The organism is Cytobacillus spongiae, from assembly GCF_021390075.1.
The window spans coordinates 107,439-132,321 of record NZ_CP089998.1 but is presented as its reverse complement, the minus strand read 5'-3'; the positions used below and the strand labels follow the sequence as shown (position 1 = coordinate 132,321).

Annotated in this window: 29 protein-coding genes; all 29 read right to left on the bottom strand. The window is 40.0% G+C overall.

All coding sequences use genetic code 11. The annotated features are described in order from the left end of the window. Positions 1-98: 98 nt before the first annotated feature. The gene (locus tag LS684_RS21135) at positions 99-1,010 is read right to left on the bottom strand and encodes an N-acetylmuramoyl-L-alanine amidase (RefSeq protein ID WP_233811805.1); all 912 of its coding nucleotides are present in this window, start codon (positions 1,008-1,010) and stop codon (positions 99-101) included. A gap of 46 nt (positions 1,011-1,056) precedes the next feature. Next, complete coding sequence (locus LS684_RS21130; RefSeq protein ID WP_233811804.1) at positions 1,057-1,293, bottom strand: hypothetical protein; 237 nt, start codon at positions 1,291-1,293, stop codon at positions 1,057-1,059. 15 nt (positions 1,294-1,308) lie between these two features. Continuing rightward, a complete protein-coding gene (locus LS684_RS21125) occupies positions 1,309-1,590 on the bottom strand; it encodes a hemolysin XhlA family protein (RefSeq protein ID WP_233811803.1) in 282 nt (93 codons plus the stop codon). 209 nt (positions 1,591-1,799) lie between these two features. Then, positions 1,800-2,012 carry a hypothetical protein gene (locus LS684_RS21120; protein ID WP_233811802.1) on the bottom strand — a complete coding sequence of 71 codons (213 nt, stop codon included), beginning with the start codon at positions 2,010-2,012 and terminating at the stop codon, positions 1,800-1,802. Between the two features lie 39 nt (positions 2,013-2,051). Further along, a complete protein-coding gene (locus LS684_RS21115; RefSeq protein WP_233811801.1) occupies positions 2,052-2,249 on the bottom strand; it encodes a hypothetical protein in 198 nt (65 codons plus the stop codon). 13 nt (positions 2,250-2,262) lie between these two features. Continuing rightward, positions 2,263-5,478 carry a phage tail spike protein gene (locus LS684_RS21110; RefSeq protein ID WP_233811800.1) on the bottom strand — a complete coding sequence of 1,072 codons (3,216 nt, stop codon included), beginning with the start codon at positions 5,476-5,478 and terminating at the stop codon, positions 2,263-2,265. Next, the gene (locus tag LS684_RS21105) at positions 5,475-6,905 is read right to left on the bottom strand and encodes a distal tail protein Dit (protein WP_233811799.1); all 1,431 of its coding nucleotides are present in this window, start codon (positions 6,903-6,905) and stop codon (positions 5,475-5,477) included. Before LS684_RS21105 ends, LS684_RS21110 begins: the two co-directional genes overlap by 4 nt. Next, positions 6,906-10,589: a phage tail tape measure protein gene (locus LS684_RS21100; RefSeq protein WP_233811798.1), complete on the bottom strand. Its 3,684-nt coding sequence runs from the start codon at positions 10,587-10,589 to the stop codon at positions 6,906-6,908. A 30-nt stretch (positions 10,590-10,619) separates the two neighbouring features. Next, on the bottom strand, positions 10,620-10,742 hold the full coding sequence (gpGT, locus tag LS684_RS24340) for a phage tail assembly chaperone GT (protein ID WP_432418848.1): 123 nt from the start codon (positions 10,740-10,742) through the stop codon (positions 10,620-10,622). A 62-nt stretch (positions 10,743-10,804) separates the two neighbouring features. Then, positions 10,805-11,170 (bottom strand): phage tail assembly chaperone G, encoded by a 366-nt coding sequence (gene gpG, locus LS684_RS21095; protein WP_233811797.1) that lies wholly within the window; start codon positions 11,168-11,170, stop codon positions 10,805-10,807. A 57-nt stretch (positions 11,171-11,227) separates the two neighbouring features. Next, positions 11,228-11,410: a hypothetical protein gene (locus LS684_RS21090; protein WP_233811796.1), complete on the bottom strand. Its 183-nt coding sequence runs from the start codon at positions 11,408-11,410 to the stop codon at positions 11,228-11,230. 3 nt (positions 11,411-11,413) lie between these two features. Then, positions 11,414-12,025 carry a major tail protein gene (locus tag LS684_RS21085; protein WP_233811795.1) on the bottom strand — a complete coding sequence of 204 codons (612 nt, stop codon included), beginning with the start codon at positions 12,023-12,025 and terminating at the stop codon, positions 11,414-11,416. Between the two features lie 16 nt (positions 12,026-12,041). Then, on the bottom strand, positions 12,042-12,416 hold the full coding sequence (locus LS684_RS21080) for a hypothetical protein (protein ID WP_233811794.1): 375 nt from the start codon (positions 12,414-12,416) through the stop codon (positions 12,042-12,044). Beyond that, positions 12,413-12,811: a hypothetical protein gene (locus LS684_RS21075; protein ID WP_233811793.1), complete on the bottom strand. Its 399-nt coding sequence runs from the start codon at positions 12,809-12,811 to the stop codon at positions 12,413-12,415. The genes LS684_RS21080 and LS684_RS21075 overlap by 4 nt, the downstream gene beginning before the upstream one ends. After that, the gene (locus LS684_RS21070; RefSeq protein WP_233811792.1) at positions 12,808-13,176 is read right to left on the bottom strand and encodes a phage head completion protein; all 369 of its coding nucleotides are present in this window, start codon (positions 13,174-13,176) and stop codon (positions 12,808-12,810) included. The genes LS684_RS21075 and LS684_RS21070 overlap by 4 nt, the downstream gene beginning before the upstream one ends. Next, positions 13,163-13,423 carry a phage gp6-like head-tail connector protein gene (locus LS684_RS21065; protein WP_233812134.1) on the bottom strand — a complete coding sequence of 87 codons (261 nt, stop codon included), beginning with the start codon at positions 13,421-13,423 and terminating at the stop codon, positions 13,163-13,165. The genes LS684_RS21070 and LS684_RS21065 overlap by 14 nt, the downstream gene beginning before the upstream one ends. Before the next feature lie 47 nt (positions 13,424-13,470). Next, positions 13,471-13,794 (bottom strand): hypothetical protein, encoded by a 324-nt coding sequence (locus tag LS684_RS21060; RefSeq protein ID WP_233811791.1) that lies wholly within the window; start codon positions 13,792-13,794, stop codon positions 13,471-13,473. 22 nt (positions 13,795-13,816) lie between these two features. Continuing rightward, positions 13,817-14,971, bottom strand: coding sequence for a phage major capsid protein (locus LS684_RS21055; protein ID WP_233811790.1), 1,155 nt, complete (start codon positions 14,969-14,971; stop codon positions 13,817-13,819). A gap of 14 nt (positions 14,972-14,985) precedes the next feature. Then, the gene (locus LS684_RS21050; protein WP_233811789.1) at positions 14,986-15,777 is read right to left on the bottom strand and encodes a head maturation protease, ClpP-related; all 792 of its coding nucleotides are present in this window, start codon (positions 15,775-15,777) and stop codon (positions 14,986-14,988) included. Beyond that, complete coding sequence (locus LS684_RS21045) at positions 15,774-16,925, bottom strand: phage portal protein (protein ID WP_233811788.1); 1,152 nt, start codon at positions 16,923-16,925, stop codon at positions 15,774-15,776. The genes LS684_RS21050 and LS684_RS21045 overlap by 4 nt, the downstream gene beginning before the upstream one ends. An 8-nt stretch (positions 16,926-16,933) precedes the next feature. Continuing rightward, positions 16,934-18,577: a terminase TerL endonuclease subunit gene (locus LS684_RS21040; RefSeq protein ID WP_233812133.1), complete on the bottom strand. Its 1,644-nt coding sequence runs from the start codon at positions 18,575-18,577 to the stop codon at positions 16,934-16,936. Continuing rightward, on the bottom strand, positions 18,574-18,915 hold the full coding sequence (locus LS684_RS21035) for a P27 family phage terminase small subunit (protein ID WP_233811787.1): 342 nt from the start codon (positions 18,913-18,915) through the stop codon (positions 18,574-18,576). Before LS684_RS21035 ends, LS684_RS21040 begins: the two co-directional genes overlap by 4 nt. A gap of 219 nt (positions 18,916-19,134) precedes the next feature. After that, positions 19,135-19,467 (bottom strand): HNH endonuclease, encoded by a 333-nt coding sequence (locus LS684_RS21030; RefSeq protein ID WP_233811786.1) that lies wholly within the window; start codon positions 19,465-19,467, stop codon positions 19,135-19,137. Between the two features lie 243 nt (positions 19,468-19,710). Further along, positions 19,711-20,208 (bottom strand): hypothetical protein, encoded by a 498-nt coding sequence (locus tag LS684_RS21025; protein WP_233811785.1) that lies wholly within the window; start codon positions 20,206-20,208, stop codon positions 19,711-19,713. 716 nt (positions 20,209-20,924) lie between these two features. Beyond that, entirely contained in the window at positions 20,925-21,500 is a 576-nt protein-coding gene (locus LS684_RS21020; protein ID WP_233811784.1) for a hypothetical protein, read from the bottom strand. After that, positions 21,478-22,452, bottom strand: coding sequence for a hypothetical protein (locus LS684_RS21015; RefSeq protein ID WP_233811783.1), 975 nt, complete (start codon positions 22,450-22,452; stop codon positions 21,478-21,480). Before LS684_RS21015 ends, LS684_RS21020 begins: the two co-directional genes overlap by 23 nt. Positions 22,453-22,541: 89 nt before the next feature. Further along, positions 22,542-23,000: an ArpU family phage packaging/lysis transcriptional regulator gene (locus LS684_RS21010; RefSeq protein ID WP_233811782.1), complete on the bottom strand. Its 459-nt coding sequence runs from the start codon at positions 22,998-23,000 to the stop codon at positions 22,542-22,544. 1,232 nt (positions 23,001-24,232) lie between these two features. Beyond that, entirely contained in the window at positions 24,233-24,706 is a 474-nt protein-coding gene (locus LS684_RS21005; protein ID WP_233811781.1) for a hypothetical protein, read from the bottom strand. 16 nt (positions 24,707-24,722) lie between these two features. Continuing rightward, positions 24,723-24,848: a hypothetical protein gene (locus tag LS684_RS24175; RefSeq protein ID WP_267930436.1), complete on the bottom strand. Its 126-nt coding sequence runs from the start codon at positions 24,846-24,848 to the stop codon at positions 24,723-24,725. Between the last annotated feature and the right edge of the window lie 35 nt (positions 24,849-24,883).

Sequence of the window (24,883 nt, the reverse complement as noted above, 5' to 3'; positions counted from 1 at the left end):
TGTAATTCATCCATGGCTTCAGGAGCATGCGAAAAGGAGCTATCTTCACATACTCCTCCTAGAACTTATTTTTCTCTACAAAACTTTTTTATTCTAAATCACTTACCTAAATAATTAATAACTTTTTTCCGAGTATCCCAACGATTCGCTCCAGATAGATTAATCACACGGTTCGTCTTTTTCTCCAACCCTTCAGTCGGTCCGCCCACAACCATGAGTTCGTTGATCTTCAGCTGTTCATTTGCTAAGGATTTTCGGTTATAGAGACCGCACTTCTTTTCGTTTGCTAAATCGTACCCCACACTTAAGTCTGCATCTGAATAAACTACTACTGCCATTTTAATCACTTCTTCTTCCTCCTTTTGTTGTGGTTTTGCAACTGGATTCTTTAATGGTTTGTACTGAAGACCAAAGTACTCAAGCACTCCTTTGGCTGCCTCAGTTCCTTGCTCCTTTTGAAATGCTTTATTCAGCATGAGCATAGCCTCTTCAGGATGATCCATGAAACCGAGTTCTAGCAAAATCCCAACACCATCAAATTCCCTCGTGATGTGAAGGTTTTGTTCGACAATTCCTCTCCATACTTGCTTGGTTCCCTGTTTTAAATACTTGCCTACACACTCCGCAAGCTCCCGGGCGTAATTACTCCCTGGTTGAATATGGACTGAAATCCCGCTAGGATTGGATCCCGAAAAAGATCCATCAAAGGCATTAAAATGAAAGCTGACTAATACTACTCTAACGTTGGCTGCTCCGTATTTAAGAATGTAATGATTGAGCAATCGATTGGCTTCATTTGTTCTTTGGGTAAGTGGAATGTCTTTTGTACCTGGAGAAATGTCATGAACAATGACTCCATGCCTTTTCAATTCATCTTCAAAATATTGAGCTGTAGGTTCATTGAATTCATTTTCTCTAATGGCTCTTCCCAACGAGGGAATGTATGGTGTGCGTTTTCCAGGTGTATCCCATAATCCATGTCCTGCGTCCCTTAACACTACATAAATCATAAAAATCTCTCCTTTCAAATTAAAAGAACCACCGTAATGGCAGCTCTTACCTCTTCATCAATTTTTGTTTTTTGAGGGCATTCTCTTTTAATCGATCTCTCACATGAGTGTTCTTCCAAACAGCGTATAGGTTTACAACGAAAGTAACGGCAGCTGCTGCCATAAACACAAAAGCATCGATGCTTGTTTGATTAAACCAGTCAAAGCTAACACCGATTGTTCCTAGAAATAAAAATATGGAAGTCAAAAAACCTCCGAGTAACGTAAAGATATCTTTTTTCATTTAAAAAGCTCCCTTCTATTTTTGAAAAAAACCATAAAAAATAGCAATTGCTCCTCCTATAACTCCTGAGCTAATTGCTGTTATGATCGCACCTGTAATTTTCCTTTTAATCCACGTAGTGTTTTCATCAATCTTATTAAGTGTCTTGTTGAGTGTGGTGATCTGTTCCTCATGCCGTGTAGTCGTGCTTTTCAGGTCACTAACTTCTTTTTCAAGGATTTTAATGTCACTCTTCATTTCCACGATATCCTTCTCGTAATGGTTCATTTCATGATGTCCCTCCACCGCCTTTGACATGGTCATTGCCCCCTTCTCTATTTATCATGAGTGGGATCACCTCCTCTCGATAAATTACAAAAGATTACTTCTTTTTATCCTTAAATGCCATATCGATTTTGTCTGCTTGAATTTTAATTGATTCATTATCCTGGATGATTCTTGTTTTTCCAACAATCGATATCAGTTTACTCATTCCCTCACCACCTATATTTGTAGTCTATTACCCCTTAAGCTTGAAGCCTCTCAATCACTCTCTGCTTGATAATTCCAGACAAGGCAGTGACACTTTCATTCCCTGCATACTCTTCAGCCGTAAGAGGAATGTTTCCATTCATGTTGATTGAGTTGTCCTGCTCATTGGCGATGAAATAAACCTGCACAGCTTCCAATTGGCCATCTTCAGAGTATTTGATTTGAACGTTTGAAATTCGAAAATTCATTTAAAGTCTCTCCTTCTTTTTGGGTAAAATAAAAAAGCCTTATTCGGCTTCCTCGATCACTACAGAACCTTCCAAGTCTGAAATGCGACTCTTTAGCTGAGTAATTTGTTCCTGCAATTGCTGATTTTTTGACGTTTTTTCAATGGCCATAGCTTCATAAATTGCTTTCTCTTCAGCAAGCTTTCCCACAGTTTCTTTCAAGCTTTTTAATACCAGGTCAATATTTTGATTGCTCATTCTGTTCACCTCCTTATCTGTATCCGACAATCATGATATACACCTTTACACTGGATCCACCACTCGTATATTGGTAATGAGGAGAAATTCGGATTTTCGTGCTCATGATGTCCGTCCCTCCATAAACACGGGTACTGTCATTTTCGTAGGCATACCATTCTTTTGCTACGGCATGACAAAAGAACCCTAACACCTTCGGGATGGCCACTCTCGTGTAATTGGATATGTTCAACGTCTTCTCTATATAGGATCCCGGAGAGTGCGTTCCAGAAGGAATCGAAAACGTAATTTCTTGCAAGTACATCTTCCCGTATGCCGAAACTATTGGAAAGGAAAGATTACCATCATACATACTTGGCAATGTACTCTCGGAATCAAAAATATCACGGTCATTTATAGATATTGAGTCGCCATCAATCTTTAATGTGTTGCTACCGTCTGTTGAAACAATTGATCCTGCAAACCTCGCATTTTGCCCGAAAATGGCACCCTCGAATTGAATTTTCGATGCTGCAATCTTAATAATCTCAGCCGTCTGATTAATGGAGGATATAACACCATTTTCTGAAACTTTTGTTTGAATTTGATTGGACAGTTGACTAATAGATGACTCTGCTGAAGTTACTCTTCCTTCAGCATTCTTAATTTGTTCTTGAGTATCTTCTGGAGCAGGTGTCCAGTTCGTTGGTCTTGTCCCTTCTTCGACTTTAATTTCCTTCATCGCAAAACCTGCACCCTCAGAAACCCCTGATACAGCAATTAAGATAGTTGCATTAGAAATGTCGGACGTGTGAGAGACCGGGAACCATACTCTTAAACCATTTCCAGATATGTCACCGGTAAATCCTGTTCTCATATTGACACTAGGTATGGATTTAACAGTTATTACATTATTATTTGAGTCGATGTATCTAAGGAATAAGTAGTTTAGATCGTATCCTACATTGTACATGCTCTTAATATCGAAGCTAATGATGTACGTTTTATTAGCTTTCATATTAAATGGAGTAGTATGAATACCTACTTGATTGTTAACGCTTGACTTGTTGACTCTAATCCAAGTGGAATTATTGAAGGTTGTTAAGGTAGTGACCGTATTCCCCCACCATTTGAACCCTTCTAAGCTATCCCCTTTACTGTTACGTATGAGATTTCTGATCCCGTATTCTAAAGATTGAAATTCAGTCTTTGAAACTTTGCTTTCAATCAATCCTGATTGAACTTGAATAGATGCCTCTGTATTAGAGACTCTTCCTGCTAAAGAATCGACACTAGACTGAGAAGCTTTCAGATTAATAGCACTTGTGTTTTGATTGATTTTAGTCTCAGCGCTGCTCATTCTCCCATCAAACTCCGTCTGAGCTACTTTACTCTCAATGAGGTCCGCTTGTACTAAAAGGGAAGACTCCGTGCTTGAAATCCGCCCTTCTAACGTATCTAATTCTGACTTAGAAGCTTTCAATTGAATCTGATCACTGTTCTGTTGAATTAACGTGTTTGCCTGGCTGATTTGAGTTTCTAGTGTAGAAACCTTTTGATTATAGGATGTCTGAGAGACCTTAGAGGTCAACCCCTCTTCAGTTTGATTAATCCTGCTCTCATGGTTCGTAAGCTGCGTAACGACACCGTCCTGATCAGTTGTGTACTTCGTAGTAGATACCTTACTGTTCAACTGATTATCTACTTCTGTTTTCGTATACGTGTTGTTCTTATCCGCCTTGGATACTAATTGACCATTCACATATTCAAGACCAGCTTTGGCTGCTATGTCCTGCTGAAGAGTAGCAAGGTTGTTATCGTATAACAACTTACTCACTTTTTCGGTGAGCTCATTTTCAATGTCCTGGATCTTCTGCGTGTATGTGGACTTATCGATTGCGTAAGTCTCGGTATGTTGCTTCGCATTGTCTTCCGCATTCTTTGCAACTTGATCGGAGTAATAGGTACCTGCCTCAAACGTTCCTTGATCTTTGTTATCCACTTCTTCTTGAGTATATGATCCCACTTCACTTGCCTCTGTCGGAGTGATTTTCTCCCATTTACCAGTGGCTGCATTCCAGGTGTGCGCTACGTCTACTTTTCCACCTGTTTGGATCCAAATGATATTTGGTTTTCCTTCTGGAGGAGTGGGGGACTTAATCACTTTGGTGGCGTACAGTGCCTGGAGGTCTTTCCAAACACGGAATATTTCTTCTTTCTTGTACTCGATGACCTCTCCCAAGAGAAACCGCTTTTTCGTCTTATCAAAAACGGATCGTTCAACAAAAATAACCCTCGAATCGAGATACATCGGAGGGTCAAATAGTTCATCTTTCACTCTACTGGAATCACCTAGCGTGACTTTTTCGTGTTCATAACCTAGGATATGTTCTAAAGAAGCGCCTTCTACTTCGTATTCTACGGCCGCTGAAATCCTTTTCTTCAGTTCGGTATTCCCTAGTTGTGTCAACCTTTCCTCGGTCATCTCTTGATCATTCGTCTCAGGTTCGTATAGCTCAATGAGGTGTAATCCTTGATAATTCCAGTTTTGGAATGCTGCATCGTCCGTTACTGTCACTCTTAACCTCGTTCCATCCTCTCGTTCGGGACCAAGGCAGATTAAAGCTGTCACGACACGATCGTAATTCACTTTTCTTTTGATTCCGATGAGATCCTTCCCGGCCGTAATTTCTTTCCCTCTGTCTTGGCCGACTTTCTGGATAAAGTCCACGTACCGTCCTGTGACTTCTCCATCTTTCACTTCCACGCGAAAGCGAATTTCACAATTAAATAAAGAGGCTATGGATTTTAAAGCATCATAAGCATTGATATCTCTGTCAATGGTCCACTTCTGGATTCCGTTGTATTCCACAATGCCAAGCTTCCACGGCAATCCTTCCAATATGAATGTTCCAGAACTTTCAACGGTTTGTCCTTCAAGAACTTGAGGAGGAATCCACTTTAGTTTTTTCAATTCTAAGAACGATCCGGAGGTCTTTATATCCATTTCTTTTTCCGTTGTATAAGTCTCCGATTGTTGGATAATGAACTCCCGATAATCACCCTCTTCTGAAGGAATTAGAATCTTACGCTTTTTTGTCAGCTTGTCGGCACCTAGCTCTGAGGTGGGAACGATAAAATCATAGGTTTCTTCATTGGTAATGGCCGTTTTATGGCTATCTGTTTTGACATTCGATATCCATCCAACCACTTCATCTGTTTGGTAATCGAGAATATGAATCATACTCATTTATATGGGTCCCTCCACTTCGCATTGAATTCTGCAATGACATTGGGAGAGTTTAAGACAAAAAAGTTATTACCTGGTTTTAATTGAAAAAAGCGTGATCCGAAATCTTTTTTCATAAAGGGCTCACCATTTTTCAATATAAGATCTTTCTCCATAATGAATTCAAACACATCTCCTGCCTTACCGATGTACGGGACTCCCTTGGATTTTTGATTGATTCTATCAACCTCTATTTTTCTGATAGCTGCCTTGGTTGCTGGAGAACTTCCGTGTGTTGCCGTATGAATCCCAATGGCTGCTAAATCGTTTTGAAATCGGTTGTTAATATCTAAGTAAGGAAATTGTTGTTTATGGCGTGTATAGACCTTTGTCCCGTCATTCCCGTGCTGAGCGACGGAAACGATGAAGGATGTTCCCTCTTTGATGATGTCCAGATATCCATAAAAGTTCTTGTACGTCCAATCCATGGACGTTACATAATGCTTAATGGCTCCATTTCTAAGCGCGATTTCTACCTCGGCCTCACCTGTAGACTTTCTGATGACAGCTGCCACTTTCCCAATGATTTTATTGGATGCATCGAGTAAATACACTTCTGCTCGTCCTCTTTGGCTACCGTTTGAAGAGGAGACATCAAAATATGCCCTGGCTACATAATCACTCAATACTGATCCTATTGATTTTGCTAGTGCTGGTCCGTGCCAACTTGCTCCACTTCCATAACTAGATGCATAAAACTCTCCATTGGCAGCACTCATCGCACCTGAGTTTACTCCTCCATCAGGCACATATCCCGCCGTGGCCCATCCGACTGTCGTAATCCCATCATCGGACCAAATGGTCTCATACTTTTCAAAAGGTGTTTCATCCACCATCATTGGTTTACCAATTCTCATATAATCCTCGTCACCAATGATATCCAGCAAGGTAGTCGGACCTGATAGAGTAATAGTGATGTGAGGGTATGAAGGATTAGTCCCGTTATTAACTAGATTGATTGGAGCACTTAACTCTGATCCTGTAAACGTCTCATTATGTGAACTTCCATATTTGTTCGGATCCAAGCAAATAAACGTAATGACACCTTTTCCAAACCGGACAATATCCTCAATATCGAGTGATCCATCAACATACGCAAAATATTCACGATTAGGTTCATCATCAAAGACAAGTGATTTTTCTTCATCCTTTATCAACCAGTCTGATATTTCCTCTTCCAATTTCCTCACGTCATAACGATCCTTACCATTGATGGTTATAGGTTGTTCTATGACCCTTATTTCCCTTGTTGTTGACTCTAAAAGGGCACCGGGCCTATTGGGTAAATAAAGTAAATTCCGCTTAATAGGAGCAAAGGCAGAGCGCCTTTTGCTGCCACATATAATATAGTCTTTTTTCTCTCCGTCAAATGAAAATGAAAACAACAATTAGTACGCCCTCCCTTGAAACCCTTGAGATCGACTTTTATTAAATTCCAAAATTTCTTCCATAGGCTTATGCAGATACTGAGCGAGCCTTCTAAAATCAATATCTCCCGAATTTGCGAGTTGTTGCAAAATGGATAGGAGTATCTGATTCTGTTTGGCCGTCAATTCTAAAAGTTCGCGGAAAGAAGAATCATCTTGTCCTCCTGCGTTTGGTAATTGACCTGGGCGCTTATTCCCCGATATGTCTTTTCCAGCTAACGCAAGGAGCTTCATGGCATCTGTCCGTTTGCTTGGGTCAGTGGGAATGATCCACTCCGGCCAACCCCCTTCAGCAAGACGATAGAGACCATCATTATTGATGAGTCCTCCGGTTGCATATCCTCTATACGCACCACCCTGAGACATTGATTTAATGCCTGGCACGTTAAAAACATTTCCGTAACGCGCCTTAATGTACCGGATGGCTGCTGCTGCGTTATGCACTGGATTCCAAATATCATTCATTCCAGACAATTTATACGCATTGAAAGTTGGATCGATGGTCTGCATCAATCCTTTAGAAGGGATTCCGTTTCTCGCATTGATATCCCATAGATTGATAGCTCTAGGATTCCCACCGGACTCTTTTTGCGCGATTGTGGCCAATGGTCCCGCCCACGATTGAGGAACTCCAGTAGCCGCGATGGCGCTCATAATCCATTGCTTTACACTACCTGAAACATTCCCACCAAACATAGAACCGATTTCTTTGATTTTTCCAGTCAAATAGCCTTTGAGAGCTCCCTTTGACTTACTATAAGCTCCTCTTCCTAAATCTTTTAACATTGAAGGAAAGCTTGGGGTTTCCACCCCAAATAATTCGAGAGCTTTAGTAAAGAGTTTGTTAGGGTCAGATAGGTGAGACCAGACATCCAATGCACCCTCTTTAATGTTCCCTGCAGCACTCTTTGTTTTTTCCCATGCAGAACTGAGCCAGCCTGTCCCTTTTGCGTATGCAGGGAAAAACGAGCTTAATAGAGACTCTGTCTCTTTATTCGGTAATACCGATGTGCCTGCCGGAAGATTTAAGAATTGAGCACCCTTCTCTCCTAGCATGGTGTACCCTACGCCAGGAACATGAGCAAGTTCTCTCCCTTTCTCACCTACCACGGCCGGGCCTCCTGGGTGATTGTCGGTTCCGGTGGCATACTGAGGGACATTCCACAAAGCAATTTTCCCCTTTACACCTACTTTTCCAAGAACCCAGTTCACTCCACCAATGACCCCATTGACACCCTTACCAAGGGTTTCGGTCATTTTATTTGCTACCGCTTTGACTCCTTCAGTTACTTTACCGGCCATACTCTTCATGCCGTTACTGATCTTTCCTGGAAGAGCTTTGGCTCCTGCAACAAGGTCATTGAATTTCTTTAAGCCGTCGTCTACGAAACTCTTAAACCAAGACTTTGCATTGCCTACAAAGGTTTTGATTCCTCCGATGGCATTATCCCAACCGCCTTTAAGAGTGGAACCAAATGATTTTACAAAGCCTCCAAGTCCTTTGAGTAACTTGCCCCAAAACATTAACTGAACAAAATTCCAAATAAATTCTATGGCTCCAAAAAATATCTGTTTTACGCCTTCCCACATTTTTTTGAAGTCTCCAGTCAATAACCCTGAAAAAACCTTGATGAGACCCATAATAATGTTTAGAGCACCAGAAATAACCCCTTGGATATTCGCCCATATAGATTTAATGATAGCCAGGACAAATGGCATCACAAATTTGATGACTTCTAAAATCCCTAATAAGATTACCCCTACAAATTTACCGAGATTTTTTAGAGCTCCTATAATAGTTGCGCTATTTTCAGACCAAAACCTCCTAAGAACCTCTAATTGACTCTTGAAAAAGCCAACAATCGATTCAATGGCGGGTTGTAAGAGAGCAAGAAATTGAGTCCCTAATACTTTGACTTTTTCGAGTAAATTCTGAATCCCGCTCCTGAACGTCTCGGAATTCTTATACAAGGCGATAAAACCGGTTCCCAGTAAAGTAAGAACGGCTATGGTTATTCCGACCGGTCCCGTAAACGCCAAAAACCCTAATCGTAACCATTTCAGTAATCCGCCAGCTTTTGCTATGGATGCCATGACAGGAGCGAACCCACTGATGATGTTTCCTAACATAGCTAAAAAGATTCCGGTAAAAGCAATAACAGGACCTAGTGCCGCCACGAGTCCTGCAAAGACAATTCCAGTCATTTTGGTTTTATCGGATAACGAACCGTACCATTCAACGCCACTTTGCAATTTAGTGATGACTTTGTCTAATCCAGGGGCTAATAAATTCTCCATGATGCCCCATAGATCTGCTCCGACTACCTTTGCTTTTTGCATAGCCACTTGGAATTGTTCGGATCCACTTACGGTGTCATCAAATGTTTGATCCACTGTGCCGTTAGAACTTTCTAACGTTTTGAGTAGTTCTTCAAATTCAAAGCGTCCTCCTTGAATTGCGTCCGCTAAGTCAGGACCTGCCTTGGCTCCGAATGCTTCAATGGATAAGGCTGTAGCTTCTGCAATGCCTGGAGCCTTTTCGATTTCTTTCAATGTCTTCTTAAACTCGTTACGAGGATCTTTCCCTTCTTTCCCCCAACGAGAAATGGATTGCTTTAACCCAGACATAGCGATTTCAGCATTCACCCCGGCTAATTCCCAACTGGAGAATAGCGCAATGCTTTCATCCATCTCAAAGCCCAAGGCACGCATAGGAGCTCCGTACTTTGTAATGGAATCCAGTAATCGATCGGCACCTATGCCGGTTGCTTGTGCTGCTTTCGCAACACTGTCCAGGACTTTCTCAAACTCATCTGCCTCTATCCCGGCATCTCCCATCGCTCGGGCAACTAACTGAACCCCTGTGGTAGCGTCTAACCCCGTTATATCAGCAAACTTTAAAAATTTCTCCGAGGAATCTTCCAGTTTCTTATCTACAAAGGCAAAACGAGTATTTACTTCTCCTAAAACACTACCTAGGGTGGCTGATTCGGTTGGGAATCGACCATAGACATTCTTAAATGAATCTTTAAGAGCACCTAACTGATTTCCGGTGGCTCCAGTTGCTTTTGTCACATTATCCAAGCCTTCATCCAGTTCATAAAAAGCCCGGTTAGCAGCAAAGGTCATACCAGTAAGTGGGGCGGTAAGATACATAGACAAACTCTTCCCTGCCGTTTTCATTCCGTCTCCCACTTTGGTCAATTTCTGACCAGCAGCATCGATGGTATTTCCCATCTTGGTCCATCCTGATTGGCTTAGCTGTTGCTCTTTCCTTAAATCGCTTAATTCTTCTGTGGTTCTCTCTATATATCTTTCTAAACTTTTTAAAGACGTAACCTCTGAGTTATATGCAGTAGCTGCCTTCTCTGCTTCTTTAGATCCCTCTCCATGCTCAGTAACCATTTTTTCGTAGCTTATTCTTGATTTTTCTACGACTTCCCTCTGGACTTCGAGCTTCTTATTCAGACCTTTTAGTCGAGTCTCGTACTTACCAATGGACTTATCAGCGTAGTCAAACGCAGACATATTGGCTTTCATTTCACTATTGACGAGGCTAATCTTTGACTTAAGGTCTTTTAATCCAGAATCGATTTTCAAGGTATTTAAATCTAGTCCTATGGAAAGACCTTCGATTTTCTCCAAACTTCCCCCTCCCTTCCCATGAAAAAATCCTTAACCTCCGAAGGCGGAAATTAAGGATTTTTCTCGTCTAGGTTTGTTTTTCTCATGAAGTACCTCAATTAGAAAGTGAAAGGGCATATTCAACACATCGCTTATGTCCTTACCATCTTTCATTAGGTCCATGATCAGCCTATCCATGTATTCTTTTTGCCTTTGAGGGGTAAAGTCTGCATCACTCAGTTCTTCTTCGCCAGGAACTTTTTTGTTTCATCAGTCTGTCTCCCTTGAGCCACAAACATGATTTGTTCCTGGAGCGTTTGGATCGCATCTGGAGCATGAAGCCCATTGAAGAGATCATCTTTTGTAAATTGTTTGTTGTAAACTTTGTTAGCCACAAAGTCTAAGAGCTTGTTGATCAATTCTTTTTCTGAATTAGAGTTTTTGGTTTCTTCTTCACTTTTTTCAATTTCCTCCATCATGTCAATAGCTTCATATACGACAGAAAACGGGAGAAACACAGGGGTGAGAAATTTCTCTGTAACGATTTCCCCTTCTTTCACTTCTTTCACTAACTCGATCATATTTCGCTTTAAATTTGCCATAAGTATTTTCCTCTCTTCTCAATGTAATAAAGCAGGTAAAAGCCTGCTTGTTGGTTTTTATACTTCTTTAATGACCGGTCTTTTTTGATTATTTTCAGAAGAAAGCAATTCTTCCAGACGATCTTCATCCACTTTTTTATTGGCTGGTTTTGGGAACGAATCCTCTTTACGATAAATCTTTCCATTGTCCTGAAGGTCTTTAAAATCTTGAATAACTTGATACTTTTTCTTCTTCGCCATTCATTACACCCCCGTCGGTTCTGCGTCAGGGTGAGACTGACCGAAGATTTTTGTGAATAAGGCATCGCGTTTTGCTGTACTTCCTTTCTCATCGTATCCGAAAATGACCGACTTTTCTTTTGTGAATCCATCGACCTGACGATCCATAAATTCGGCAGAGATTTCATCTCCTTGGAACTCCGTGCTATCCTGCTTGGTTTTACCTTTGATGTTCGGGCGCATAAACATTCCTTTTGGCAACCCTACCCATTCTCTACTACCATCTTCAGCCGTTTTGGCGAAAACGACGGCCACATAAGGTGGATTATCTTCACTACCATAGGAGTGTAATCCGTCCGCGGTCGCTTCCAACCCTAACAAGGTTTTTCTATCCTCGATGGGGATCTTATGAAAAGCAGATTGAACAGAGACATTCCCGTTAGAGGTCGCAAGTTCAGCTGTTCGGTTATCCCCGAAAGCTCGTACAATTTCAGAAGGTAGATCCACCGTAATATCCTGGAGGAATTCCACCCTTTCAATTGTTCCCACGATAATGGCTGCTTCTGTTTCGTCCAAGACGCCATAATAAAACTCGTCTACTCCCGTTGTTGCTCTGTAGCTCTTTGTTTCGGCCATGTATAGCCCTCCCTATTCATTGATTAACGTACTCTTTTCCTCGGTATCTTCTCGCATCACGGAAAATCCCGAGTTCCTTATCATATTCGTCCATCCCGCTGCCAGTATTGGCATAACCGATCTTATTCCACAGCACTAACTGGATTTGCTCTGCTAAGCTTTCTGTATCATCTTTGCTTTTCGACCAAACTTCAATTTGATACAGATATTCCTTGGTTAGCCACTTGTTATCTGCATAGTCACCTGGTTTTGGCGTGATGAGAGGATCGATAATGATATAAGGTCCTGTCACATCTCCACTCTCCGGATATGTGTAAAATTTAATTCGACCGTTTGTCATGGAGTTAATCATAGAGTCATTGATAAAGGCTTCATGCACCTTTTGTATCATTTGAATCCCTCCATAACCGTATCCTTAATTGCCTTCCGGTACGCCTTCTTGGCATTCATCATCGCTCGAGCAATGGCACCTTTTCCTTTAGGGTTTGGGTTCTTCACTGTTCCAAACTCATTTAAATGGATGATACGATATCGATTATCCGGTCCCTTCCAGTGAATTTTCACTGTTCTCACACCATGAATGGATTCAGGCTGTGTTACTTGAATCTCCTCAATGGAAGCACCTGTGTCTTTGAAACTTGCAAACTGACTCTTTAGTTCTTCCACAAACACCTCAGCCCCGCGCATGAGCGCTATGTCACTTACTTCATCCATCTTTTCTTTCCCAAGTCGCTTCTCCAGTTGTGCCAATAGTTCCTTTTCACCTTTTATTTGAACATTACTCATTCTACTAACCTCGCGATAACGTTAATAAAAGCATGATTTTGGAAATCAGGTTGAACATGCTTTACGTTATAACGCTTATCCTTATATCCCGGGTGATCAATAGATACATAATGTTTATTGGTTGGTATAAAATCTTCTTGTGGATCTCGTATCGTAAGCGTGATATCTGATAACGTTCCGTTGGATTTGGCAATCTCTAAGTCTTTCATCCAGACATTATCTACCTTTGCCCACGATTTAAATTTAATTTCCTTCTCGGATTCCCCAGGCATCGGACCGTTATTTTCTACATATTCATAAAATACGATTGGAGTACGAAGGTCACCTGTGTTCACCCTTGGTGGCTTATACTTAAACGGTTGCATCGGTTTCCTCCTCTTCCAGTGCAATGTCCAGCCCTAAACTATTAATCTCGCTTAAAAAATTGTCATTGAAGTATTCTAGAGCGTCATTGTAAACATACCTTGTTCTTTCAAAAACGAGTTCCTTTGCTTGAAGATCTATGTCAGTTTCACCATAGACTTCAAAAGATCCACAACTGCTTTTAATGGCCACAATAGAAAAGGATAACAACCGTTTCAGATTGTCATCCTCATTATGTGTAATATGCATCCGCTCTTTGAATTCATTCAATAGGTCATCTGTGATGTCCAATTACATCACTCCTTGTCTTCTTGCTCTGCTTTCGCTTCTTCCAGCTTTTCTTTCAACTTCTCAAGACCTGTGTTTGGATGGAAGGTAACCCCCAGAGACTCCAACTCAGCTTTAATCTTTTCTTTTTCCTTCTTTTCGGCACCTTCAGGATCCTTATCCTCCAATGTCTCAATAAAAATACGTTTGTGTTCTGGATGGACTGAAGATAGTTCTTCAATCCGTTCTTTCGTCGGCTTGTATTCCCCTTTAGGGTACACATCTCCAACGTTATATTTTTTTCGTTTGTCCATAGTATCAGTGAAACTATTTACAACTTTATACTCTGGCATTATTTATTCCCTCTTTCAAAATTTAGACTGCTGGCGCTTCTGTAGTGAAAGTGATATTCAGGTCATATACTAATGCAGCTTTATTGTCTTTCGGCTTACCATTGGCAAATTGCTTGATGGTGTAAAGCAAAGCGTCTTCAATCGCCAGAGTCTGATCAAATTTCTTCAGTTTATATCCACCGGCTAACGCAGCAAGGTAGCGTCCCTTTACAAAGAACAGAGCCTTGCCGACTGGTATTTCTTCGGATTCCACAACTTGAATGTTGTAAGGTAGAGCCATTACCCATTGACCATTTGCCGTTTGGATTGTATTTCGCGCTTGCACGCCGATGGCATCTACAGGGTTTACCGCCATGACCACCTTATTCAATACCTTCAGCGACTTACCTTTTGCATCTGTAGACAACTCTTTTACCACACCATATAACTCTCCAGCGACGACTTCTCCGTTTTGAGAAGGAGCAAAAGTCAATGTACCTGAAGAGGTCTTGTCTGTAACGGCGCCATCGGCTGCTACATTTTTCATAAGACCAACCGGCTCATTTGATGCAGGTCCTTTACCATTAACAAACCCGTATTCCAAACCAACAGAGTAGCTTTCTACAAGAAGGGTACGTACATACCTTTCAACCCATACCGGCCCAAGATCCACCATGTCACTTGGGACAGCTGCAAATGCAGTGAGCTTTAATTGTGTGATCTGTTCTTCACCAAAGGCTGCATTTACTTGTCCTTTGATATCGCCGAATAGCGCTCCCCATGCGTATGCTTTTGTCGGATCAGATGTAATGAAGCGAGTAACCGCTCCAAGGTCCTGGAGACCAATTGCTTCAAGAAGGGGATGTTCGGAAACGAGATCTTCAAACACGCGCTCTTGTGTAGTAACCGGCAAAATTGAGTCATCTTTAAACCCACCATCCTGGACAACAGCATTGAAGAATTTCGTCTCTTCAGAAGTCAGGACGTTTTGGCCGCGCTGTTGAAGGATGGAGCGATCCATCATCTCATCGTTCACTTGAGAACGAACGGTGTCCACCACTTCATTCTGTAAAGCATCGAAGAAGCTCTGGAAAGCTGTTGTTTGCTCCTGCTCAGTTGCCTCCGCATTGGCTAATGTGGCTGTGAGTTTTGCTTTTGCATTGTTAAATGCTTCCGATTTTTTAAATGTGATTGTCATCAAAATTCCTCCAATTATAAATTTAAAAAGAGCTTGCTCAAGTTCCGCTTTGCAGCTGGCGCTTGTTCAGGCTCTTTTGGTTTAGGTTGTAATTCATTTTTTAGCTCGTCCTTAAATTTTGCTAACATCTGTTGCAAAGATTCCTTGGTTACAACACTATCCTGATTATCAGGTGCATTGTCTTCTTTATTTTTAATCTTATTCCTAATGCCATCGATAACCGGTTGAGGTATTAAACCCGGACTATTGGCAGCAGACGCGGCAAATTTTACTGTATTATCAGCGAACATGATTTCATCTACAAAACCAAATTCTAAAGCCTGCTGAGGACCCATCCACGTTTCTTCTGCCATCATATTAAGTAACTCTTCTTCAGACTTACCAGTCTTCAAGATATAGGCATTCACAATGGTTCTGTCTGTCACCTTTAACCTCTCAGCTGTTTTAGTCATATCTCGATGATCACCAAAACCAATTGATGAGGCATTGTGAATCATTATCTGACCAGTAGGTGCAATGCGGGTTTTATTTGTAGCAGAAGCAATGAAAGAGGCTGCGCTTGCTGCTAAGCCAACAATCTGTGATTCAGTATACCCAGGATAGCTTTTTAGCGCTGTGTAAATTTCTGAGCCGTCCCAAACATATCCTCCCGGACTGTTGATAGACACAATTACATTTTCGCCATTCGCTTTATCTAACTCTTGAATAACCTTACGTGGCCAAGTAGCCTCCATTTCAAACCATTCATATATCCAGGCATCATCATTAGAAACAATTGGCCCGTTTATTTCAATTTTCACTGTCACTTGTTCTCACCTCCTTCATCGGTATCCATTTCTTGATAATTCTTTGTAATGTAATGCTTATCCAATTTAGGATCAGCAGATTTTTCATATCCTGCCTCCAGTCTCATTTCGTTACCGGTAAAGGCACCGGAAGAAACCAACTTATCGATGCTGGTAGCCAACTCAAAAATACTTTGGTACGACATCGTTTTGATCTCAATTCTCTTCCCAGCCAGGTACTCATCCATCGTAAAAAATTTCACATTACTCTCATCCTGAAGCTTTTTAGTCAACGGATTTACTGTGAATTTCATATAGTTCTTTGTGTGTTTTTCAACATCGGCCATGCTGCCAGAAATCAATGTGAGAGGAATACCAAGAGCCATCGCGACCTGATTTAAAAATCCATCCGTGACTTTATTGATTTCATCCACACTAAGACCCGAGGTGCTGCCTTTATTCGATGAGGTCTCGTTGTACTTAAAACCTGGCTGTTGCGGGACAATGGCGATGTCATTTTCTGAGAAAGCTTTGTACATCTTGTTGATATAGCTCTGTAGCTTAGCCATCGTCTCGTCATCTTTTGCTTTATTCGATTCAATATCAACCGTCCCTCGCAACTGGTTCTTACGCTTATGAGAGTTTAATAACTTTCCAAACAAGTCCCCATAATCTGCGAATATGCTGTCAATCAATGGCGACAGCCGTTCATTTCGGTATCTCAGATGAATGACTTTGCTTTGAGGGAAAAGGCGTTTAAAGGTAAAATCCTTGACCATGACATTCGTAAACGTATCTTCATACACGGCGTATTCGTTGTGCTCAAAGTCATCCGCTATCAGAAGATCTCCATCATCCGCTTGTATGATTAAACCTTCATTATCATAGACAAGCTTGTGAACGAAAGTTTCCCAGAATGTGCTCGAGGTCATGTTTTTATTTGGCCGCACATTCAAGCGATAATACAGTTCATCCTTAATAAGGTTGCTGCCGTCTTTGACCCGGAATTCCGACTGACTTATCGTGCGTCCCAGGAAGGCAATGCAGGTATCAATCGCCAGTCGCTTCATATGGGCTCTTTGTGATTGTTGTTCAAAAAGCTCAAGATCAAAAGAAAATGCAATTTCCTTATTTCGGTTTAGTATCGTCTCGATTAATCCTATAACCATCACCCCCTTTAAAAATCAATATCGCCTAGGAAGAATTCAGCTTCTTCTTCCAGGATCTGATCAGCCTGCCACATGGCATAAACAAAAGCTGAAAAGCCATCGGTTTTCCTTCTGACCTCATCTTTCTTAATAAAATCTTTGTTGCCGTCATTTTTCACTTTGACTACGATGTTATTCGTATTCCATCTCATTATCGGGTTGTCCCCAAAGATGACCCGATGTTGGGCAAAGATCATTTCAATCCTTGGAGCAAGTTTTGCATAGATCGCATGGGGGTTCTGGATGTATAAGACATGGAATCCTGCATCTTCCAGCGCTTGCTTTACAATGTCCAAACGGAATGTATCTCCAATGATGGTATCCAGCCCATATTGATCCCTCATCCGACAAAAGTAATTGACCATATGCTTGATGTTAATAACCGGCTCATCCAGGAGCGTGATCAACCCTTGTTCTTCCCATTCAAAGATCGGCGGCTTTAGGTTTGCTTCTTTAACAAATTCACGCCGGGCAAACTGATGGCTATCCCAAATGTAATCTTCACCATCCTTAAACAACACTCCGCAGGCGGTAAAGTCTTTGATGAAAGAATAATCAATCGCTCCAATGCATTTCTTATTCTTCAAGCGTTCATAAGGGATGGGCCGATTCGTCGCCTCAATATCCTTCCAAGATGCAATCCTGACTGTGTTATCTTCCTGTGGTAGGTTCATCCTTTTGGCCATGAATTCTGGACGACCGGAAGGGTCATCTTCTAAATCCAAGTATTCATCCATAAGGGTGTCGAATAATTCTTCCGCATAGGGGCTCATAGGTTTGCTGAACATCGGATTGGCTTTTTCCCATAATTCCGGTTTGTCCACTTCTTCCTTATCATCCATCTTGCAAATAAAGACAAACCTGTTTTTCCGCTTGCTTCCACCTCTCAAAACCTCTAAGCATTGTTCAATAAATTTATCAAAAAAACCACCCCGGACATGGCCGTTGGTGGATATATAAATTCTTCTTCTATGCATTACTTTACCTAAACCTGAGCTTAGTGTATTGATCAGTTTGGTGTCCTCATAAATATGCCACTCATCAAAGATCAAACATCCAGGGCGGCCACCGTCTTTTGTATCAGCATTTGATGTCCGGAACATGAACTCAGATAACGTTTCCTTCCCCCGAATAATAGTTTTCGTCCAGGAGAAAAATTTCTTCATGAAACTCTTATTCTTTTCTTTCATGTTATAAACTTCTTTTACCGATGTTTGCGCCTGGTCTTCACTATTTGCCACTACATCGACATTATATCCTTCAATTCCATGACCGGGACTGATAAAGTAATCTGCCAATCCTGAAATCAATCCATTTTTCCCATTACCGCGGGCGATGACAATGACAATGTCCTTATAGAATAGCTTGTCTCGTCGTTTATACTTCAGGAATAAAAAGGCGATAATGAATTTCTGAAATAACTCCAGCTTGAAATACCATTTTTCGATGTAATTAATACACTGTTCAATCTGAGTCTCATCAAAATAGATATCGTCTCGGATAAGGACTTCGGTCTCCAAATGATTGACTAAATCAATTCTCTCTTGATTGAATATGATAAGCCCTTTCTTCCACGCTTCTATATATGCATCAACATATTTCTGACTGATCAGTATAAATCACTGACTTTTGGTTCGTCATTATCCTTCTCTGCATCCTTTGTCTCAACATTCTCATAAGGCATTGAAAATTTAATCGAGTTTTCGAGGGAAATCAATGTTTTTGTGAGCTTATTTAATTCATTTATCGCTGGATTTGTCTTAATAAATTCCTGACTTGCATTAACAGTTGTGGTCATTACACCGTCTTTGTTGATTACGGTTTGAAGCTTCCTTATTTGCTTAATAATCGCAATATACCGCTTCACCTTATCGACTTCTATCAAATCGTCTTGGTCAACACGACTTAACAGCTGCTTTTCCAAATCAGTAATTTTTACAACGCCACTCACAAAAACACCCCCCTTCTTTTTTTACACCCCCTAATATAGCGGAGGATTTTTCAATTTTTTTGGACAGCAGAGACCCCCTCCCCGGTGCCCCGACATTAAAAAAAGGCCAAAGTTTTTGACCGGGGGGGTGTCCTGATTCACTTATAAGTCATGATGGTAAGTACGATTGATGCGACTGCAAAGATTAAAGCCAAAATGGTTAAGATCATACTCATGCCATCACCATCTCTCATCATTCCACTTCGGAACCTTGTGTTCAAATGATCTCCCATGTTCCTTGTTGTGACAGTCCACACAGATTGTCTCTAGGTTATCTTCCTCAAGAGCAAGATCAGGATGATGCTCCAGCTCCTTAATATGATGAACAATCAACTGGATCTTCTTGCGCCTAGCACTCTCACTGTACTCATTCGTATCAATGGTTACCCTGCCCTGGCGCTTACATTCCTGACACTCATAGTTGTCGCGCTTCTTTACTTCCTCACGAATCAGCTTCCACTCTTTGCTATCATAGAACTTTCGTTTCTGCTGCCTGGTTTTATATTCAGACATACTGCTATTCAGCTCTCACTATTATGGTCTGGTTGAACCTCTTGCGAAGAATATACATGATGCTTGCATTAACCTCTTCTTTTACTTCTGCGCTAAGGCAGTCATCTTTAAGTAACGAACGGAGATAATCAATATCCTCTTTATAGTTCTCCGTCGTGTTCTGAGGGAGAAAATTAAAATCTGTTTTAGGTGCACCAAACAATTTATTCACTGCTCTTCAGCTCCATTCAACATACATAATGTTTAATCACACGCATGCTTCTTCGCTTTACGTTCAATCCTGCTTATTGCTTCTCCATCGTAATGCTGGAATGAATAGGTCAATCCGCCAGGAACCTCTGTATCAGTTTCCCAATGGAAGTATACGTCTTGTTTAAGGTTGATTTCTTCGCCTTTATAGAACACCTTTGGAACGCTATTGATATCAGGAAGTTCAATCTTCAATAGTGATGAGCCATCTGATCCACTCGCATACTTACTGACTTTCCATCGGTCAACAAATGCACCTGTCATACACTCTGGACACACTCGAACATCCGAGTGCTCTTCTGCAGTTGCTTCAATCGCTGTACTATGGCCACAATTCAAGCAGTCATAATGATGTGTATATAACCTGTCATTGTCATGTTCAGGTTGAAGCCTCCCTTTGCAATTCGGACACCTTATTCCATCGATAACCCCTTTGTATTCCAGAACTGCCCCGCATCTTCTGTTCATACATACATGTCGGACTTTATTCATTTGTTACCTCCTCCTAATAGCACCTTTGTGCCTTTTGTAAGTATCCCTACTTCCCTTCCGGAACCTGTTGCCGTTTCACATTCAACTCTCTCAGCTGAACTTCACTAAGATAATCTACTATCTTCATTTCAATCACCTCTTAGACATAATAAAAGACACCCATAAAAATGGGCGCCAAAGGTCTTCACCTATAAAATGTATCCATCATAAATTGAAATAAAATAAAGAAAGGAAGGTGTACAATATGATCCTTTTAACTTTACAAATTAAAATAATAGTTATTTGGGCAGTGGTAATTCTATTTGTACGATGATCACCAATCACCACCACCTCATCTCATTACATTAACAATATATTGAGGTGGTCCTTATTTTGTGCATATATATAAAATAAATTAATATGAATTTTTCATTCGTGCAAATCGCGGCCACCACTTTCAAATAATTGATAAATAAGGTAAAAGGCAACTAATTAAATAAACTAATATAATCTCACCTTAAACACTAACTAATTCATCTCGACAAGCACCCTCAAATTCTTCTCAGATTCGCTCAGTTTCCTTTTTACAGACCATCCTAATGTCTTTGTGCCAGAAAAAGCTCCCTTCGTCTGAAAGGAGCCCTCTTTGAAGTATTTCGTTAATACCATATTAGCACCTCTAAAGAGAAATGCTCTGCCTTTATTCTGTCATTTTTCTGCATTTTGTCTGCCAGGAATTAGTACTCTTCATTAACCATAATAAAGAATAAAATTTTTAGGTTTCTTAGTGAAATAAAGATAGTTAATAAAAGACTGTAAACCCATATTGCGATTAGAAACCAAAGGTAAGAGATATTAAAGTTTGCAGGCAAATTCACTAAAGAAGATAGCACGAGTATAATAACTCCAATTAAAATTATAAGAAATTGACTTACTACAGCTGCGCAGAAGAAAGTCATCATAATCTCATATAAAGTTTTACCCTTAAGTGTTTTACTTTCTGTATCTTTTAGCTTTTTTAACAGAGAAGAGCCTGCAGTGGCTAAGACAGAAACACTTGCAATGTTAAACCCGGCTAATATTGAAATAAATGTCAAAGATTGATTGTTGATGTCCTTTATTCCTTTTAACACAGTACTGGTAGATGGTTCTATAACAGCTACCATCAATAATATTAAACCCGTTAAAATTGCAGGAATTAGGAAATCAAAAACTTTTTCAGCCATACTTGCAAAACGCAAATAATTAAAGGATGTTACAAAAGGAAAGTTATTAGCTTCCCAAAATAGCTTAATCCTTTTTCCCATCTCCATCTTCCCTCCAAAGTGATTCGCGCCTCTTGCCCATTTCCTTAACCTTATTATACATATCTTCTTCTAAAATATTATTGTTTTCATCCACTTTAACGCTCACGGGATATTTCTCAGAAATTTTACTAAGATATACCCTTTTAAACTCTCCATCTTGCTTACCAATTACTTTTATATTGTTTACTCCACCTACTGGAGCTTTGGTTCCTTTTGGTTTGATTTTATTTAAAAATCCCTCAAAGCCCGAAAGACCTGTCTTTTTATATTTAGACTGCATTGTAAGAGTAGCGTAGTTAGCTTCAAAGTCTTGTGCCTGATTTTTTGCAGTTAGTAACACTTCGTTCTCATATGAACTCGCCTTTTCAACGGCTAATTCAATTTCAATTTTATTAACAGCATCCAATTTTTTTACTTCGTCAATAAAATCTCCACGAAGCAGTGTACTAATGGATATTCCATAAATGTTTCTATTATCCATATATTCTTTGCCCAAAGTTTGAAAGTAGTTTTCCACCTTAGACCTAATGACTTTCATATCGCCTTGAAGAAGTAGTAAACCGTCTTCTCTTATATAAAAATATACAAACTTCTCTTCTCCCTCTCTAGGCTTTTTTGTATTTTCTCTCCTGGATAAAGTGTCTACATTCCAAAGCCCACCGACGTAACCAAACTCAGCGTAAAGAAATCTTCCTACAATATATTTTTTTGTAATTTCTTTCCCTTTAACCTTGAATGTAATCTTTTCCTGTTTAAATTTATCTAACATCAAAAACCAACCATTGTGGATAACACGTAAATCATTTATATGCTTAGACATCATTCCAGTAAGCATTTCATTAAAACTTTGAATATCCCAAATATCTCTGAATACTTCTTTATCTTTTTCAACCTTAGCTAATTCCTGGAAATCAACTTGATATGCATAAAAATTTCTTTCCACCGTTTTATTCGACATATTTCTTCCCCCTACTTTAGTACTAAAAGAAGACTAACATTTCCCTAATGTCGAATGTTGTCAAACCACGTCATAAAAGCCACCCTTTTTTAAATAGGATGGCTTTTACCGATATAAACTTCGATTCTTAAAATAAATGCCAGCTTATAAAATATCCTAGCCTTAAGTCGATAATACCTCCTTTCACTCATCCCAATTTCGTTATATATCTCATAATCAAAAACCTCTTCATTTTCAAGGTAACGCTTATAAATAATTTCCCTTTCCAGCTTACTCAATCGATTAACACCTCGAAGGACCCAATCAATGTGCCTATTTCTTGCCAAGTCCAATTCAATCCTATCGAGAGCAGCCTGTTCAGTTGATGAATGAAAATCATTTGAAAATGAAGGAGGAACGAGTGAATAAGTTGCAGTAACCTTTGGAAGCTTGTCTTCTGGGACAGTAAGTAAAAAGAAACGATATTTTTCTAATGCTGATTCAACTGCTGCTCTTGTTTTTTCTCTGTCGATTTCAGGAAGCATAAAGGTTAATTGTTTAGCCAACATTGACCCCTCCCGTTATGGTAAAATATTCTTAGCGAAAATATTTTGTAGATCGGGAGGAATCTCGGTCTATTTTTTATTGTTTTCTTCAACTTTAGCAATCAACCATTCTATTTCTTCTACAGTGATGCGTCCGTTTTTAACACGATCCTTTATTGATTCTAATGTTATTTTATACTCTTCCATGTCCTCACTCCTTTAATAATTGTCCGAGAACTATTAAAGCATATCTTGAAATCAATATCTGCATTACTTTATAATCGCAAACTAAGTAAAAATATAAGGGAATAGTAAAAATTATGATGGGTACTATTTATATTAGAGATATTTAAAGGTCTCCATCCACCTTTTAAATTTCTCTAATATAGTTTGTACTCCATTGAAGCATGTTCACTTAGCCCCCTACAGGTGAACATGTTTCTTTGATTAAGTTTCGAAATAGTGAATGCTGAACAACATGAGTCACATCCGCTAACACACAATCAAACAATTTTTTGGAACATAGGATAACATATAGATATATCCTAAGTGTCTCTTATTTCCCAAGTAAAGCTCATTTTAGGATCGGTTTGCACGATGACCGATCCTCTTTTTATTTTTCGTCTTTATTTCTTTGTTACATGAGTCTTTACTTCATTGCAAAACTGGTTTATCATAAAGTTTGAGAGATTTCAGAGCCACCAATGGGGACACCCCAGTGCTTTGAATTTCTCTTTTTATTTTTTACTCATGTTTTGAACAGCTCATAAAAGTTAGAAATCACATCACTTTCCGAATTACATATTATAGGTTAATCCTATTCCTTTCGGTAACATGAAATCAGTATCTGTTGGCTTCATGTTATTTTTGATGAAACCTTACACCATATCGCTGTTCATATTCCTCAAGGGCTCCTGGAACCCCCAGGATACAATCCCTGAGGAGTTCCAGAAGTCTTGAATGTGCGTAAGGATTAATGCAGATCATTTTCCTCAAATTATTCATCTTCTCCTAAATTGTTTAATTATAAAGCGCCCAATCAAAATGATTTCTGTTTCATAAATTAACATGAGCGCTAAAACAATGTTCTTTATTTAGCCACCTTTGCAAGAACCAGTCTAATTAACCTTACCTTCGCCGGTATTGATTCAAACTTCTGGAACAGCATTTTCTGCAGTGCTAAATCCCTTTGTTATTTCCAGAAGTTAATGTTTTTTCACATTATTCACATGCCATTTTATACCTCTGATCTAAATTTAGTGGAGCTCTTTTTCCTCAAATGGGCTCCTTTCTTCTTCCTGATCATCGACATCATCGATACTCAGCTGGTCCTTTGGAACATCGACATTCCCGTTACCGTCCACTTGGTACTCAATGCCTTCGGGACCTTCATAAAATTCCTCTATGCTCATCTGGGAAGCCTGAATGGATAGGTTTACGTTTCGGCCAGCGTATTTATATAGCTCCTGCGCTTTCTTCTCTGAATCTCCTTTAATAGCAAACTTCATGGATGTCTTTTTGGAGTCCCTTTGGATGTTCATGAACTCGGCCGATGTTTCTCCAGCTGCACACCCTTCGATTTCAAATAAGATGATGCTGCCTGCCAAAGAATATAGGCTAGAAGTAGATTCGTCTCCATCCTCCTGCCCCTTTATTTCAAACTTGAGAACCTCTTTTTTATCGTCCTTCTGCTGCATCTTGAAGAATACGTTAAATTGAGTTTTACTCATAATCCTGTCTCCCTTATCATTTACTTTTCTGCCAAACCATCTGGCAGCCTAACCCATATCCATGTTTTTTAATTGGACTTGATTTCTTCCAGCCTCGGTCCTCATGGCTTTCAATGACCTTACCAATAGAACTTTCTGTCATCCCGAAGACCACTTTTTTGAGTATCCTGTGATGTT

What these genes read in the sequence shown, in the direction of transcription:
- LS684_RS21135 (WP_233811805.1), bottom strand. Translation starts at nt 1,010, where the DNA reads ATGATTTATGTAGTGTTAAGGGACGCAGGACATGGATTATGGGATACA.
- LS684_RS21130 (WP_233811804.1), bottom strand. Translation starts at nt 1,293, where the DNA reads ATGAAAAAAGATATCTTTACGTTACTCGGAGGTTTTTTGACTTCCATA.
- LS684_RS21125 (WP_233811803.1), bottom strand. Translation starts at nt 1,590, where the DNA reads ATGTCAAAGGCGGTGGAGGGACATCATGAAATGAACCATTACGAGAAG.
- LS684_RS21120 (WP_233811802.1), bottom strand. Translation starts at nt 2,012, where the DNA reads ATGAATTTTCGAATTTCAAACGTTCAAATCAAATACTCTGAAGATGGC.
- LS684_RS21115 (WP_233811801.1), bottom strand. Translation starts at nt 2,249, where the DNA reads ATGAGCAATCAAAATATTGACCTGGTATTAAAAAGCTTGAAAGAAACT.
- LS684_RS21110 (WP_233811800.1), bottom strand. Translation starts at nt 5,478, where the DNA reads ATGAGTATGATTCATATTCTCGATTACCAAACAGATGAAGTGGTTGGA.
- gpGT (WP_432418848.1), bottom strand. Translation starts at nt 10,742, where the DNA reads ATGAAAGATGGTAAGGACATAAGCGATGTGTTGAATATGCCCTTTCAC.
- gpG (WP_233811797.1), bottom strand. Translation starts at nt 11,170, where the DNA reads ATGGCAAATTTAAAGCGAAATATGATCGAGTTAGTGAAAGAAGTGAAA.
- LS684_RS21090 (WP_233811796.1), bottom strand. Translation starts at nt 11,410, where the DNA reads ATGGCGAAGAAGAAAAAGTATCAAGTTATTCAAGATTTTAAAGACCTT.
- LS684_RS21085 (WP_233811795.1), bottom strand. Translation starts at nt 12,025, where the DNA reads ATGGCCGAAACAAAGAGCTACAGAGCAACAACGGGAGTAGACGAGTTT.
- LS684_RS21080 (WP_233811794.1), bottom strand. Translation starts at nt 12,416, where the DNA reads ATGATACAAAAGGTGCATGAAGCCTTTATCAATGACTCTATGATTAAC.
- LS684_RS21075 (WP_233811793.1), bottom strand. Translation starts at nt 12,811, where the DNA reads ATGAGTAATGTTCAAATAAAAGGTGAAAAGGAACTATTGGCACAACTG.
- LS684_RS21070 (WP_233811792.1), bottom strand. Translation starts at nt 13,176, where the DNA reads ATGCAACCGTTTAAGTATAAGCCACCAAGGGTGAACACAGGTGACCTT.
- LS684_RS21065 (WP_233812134.1), bottom strand. Translation starts at nt 13,423, where the DNA reads ATGCATATTACACATAATGAGGATGACAATCTGAAACGGTTGTTATCC.
- LS684_RS21060 (WP_233811791.1), bottom strand. Translation starts at nt 13,794, where the DNA reads ATGCCAGAGTATAAAGTTGTAAATAGTTTCACTGATACTATGGACAAA.
- LS684_RS21055 (WP_233811790.1), bottom strand. Translation starts at nt 14,971, where the DNA reads ATGACAATCACATTTAAAAAATCGGAAGCATTTAACAATGCAAAAGCA.
- LS684_RS21045 (WP_233811788.1), bottom strand. Translation starts at nt 16,925, where the DNA reads ATGGTTATAGGATTAATCGAGACGATACTAAACCGAAATAAGGAAATT.
- LS684_RS21030 (WP_233811786.1), bottom strand. Translation starts at nt 19,467, where the DNA reads ATGTCTGAATATAAAACCAGGCAGCAGAAACGAAAGTTCTATGATAGC.
- LS684_RS21025 (WP_233811785.1), bottom strand. Translation starts at nt 20,208, where the DNA reads ATGAATAAAGTCCGACATGTATGTATGAACAGAAGATGCGGGGCAGTT.
- LS684_RS21020 (WP_233811784.1), bottom strand. Translation starts at nt 21,500, where the DNA reads ATGGAGATGGGAAAAAGGATTAAGCTATTTTGGGAAGCTAATAACTTT.
- LS684_RS21015 (WP_233811783.1), bottom strand. Translation starts at nt 22,452, where the DNA reads ATGTCGAATAAAACGGTGGAAAGAAATTTTTATGCATATCAAGTTGAT.
- LS684_RS21010 (WP_233811782.1), bottom strand. Translation starts at nt 23,000, where the DNA reads ATGTTGGCTAAACAATTAACCTTTATGCTTCCTGAAATCGACAGAGAA.
- LS684_RS21005 (WP_233811781.1), bottom strand. Translation starts at nt 24,706, where the DNA reads ATGAGTAAAACTCAATTTAACGTATTCTTCAAGATGCAGCAGAAGGAC.
- LS684_RS24175 (WP_267930436.1), bottom strand. Translation starts at nt 24,848, where the DNA reads ATGACAGAAAGTTCTATTGGTAAGGTCATTGAAAGCCATGAGGACCGA.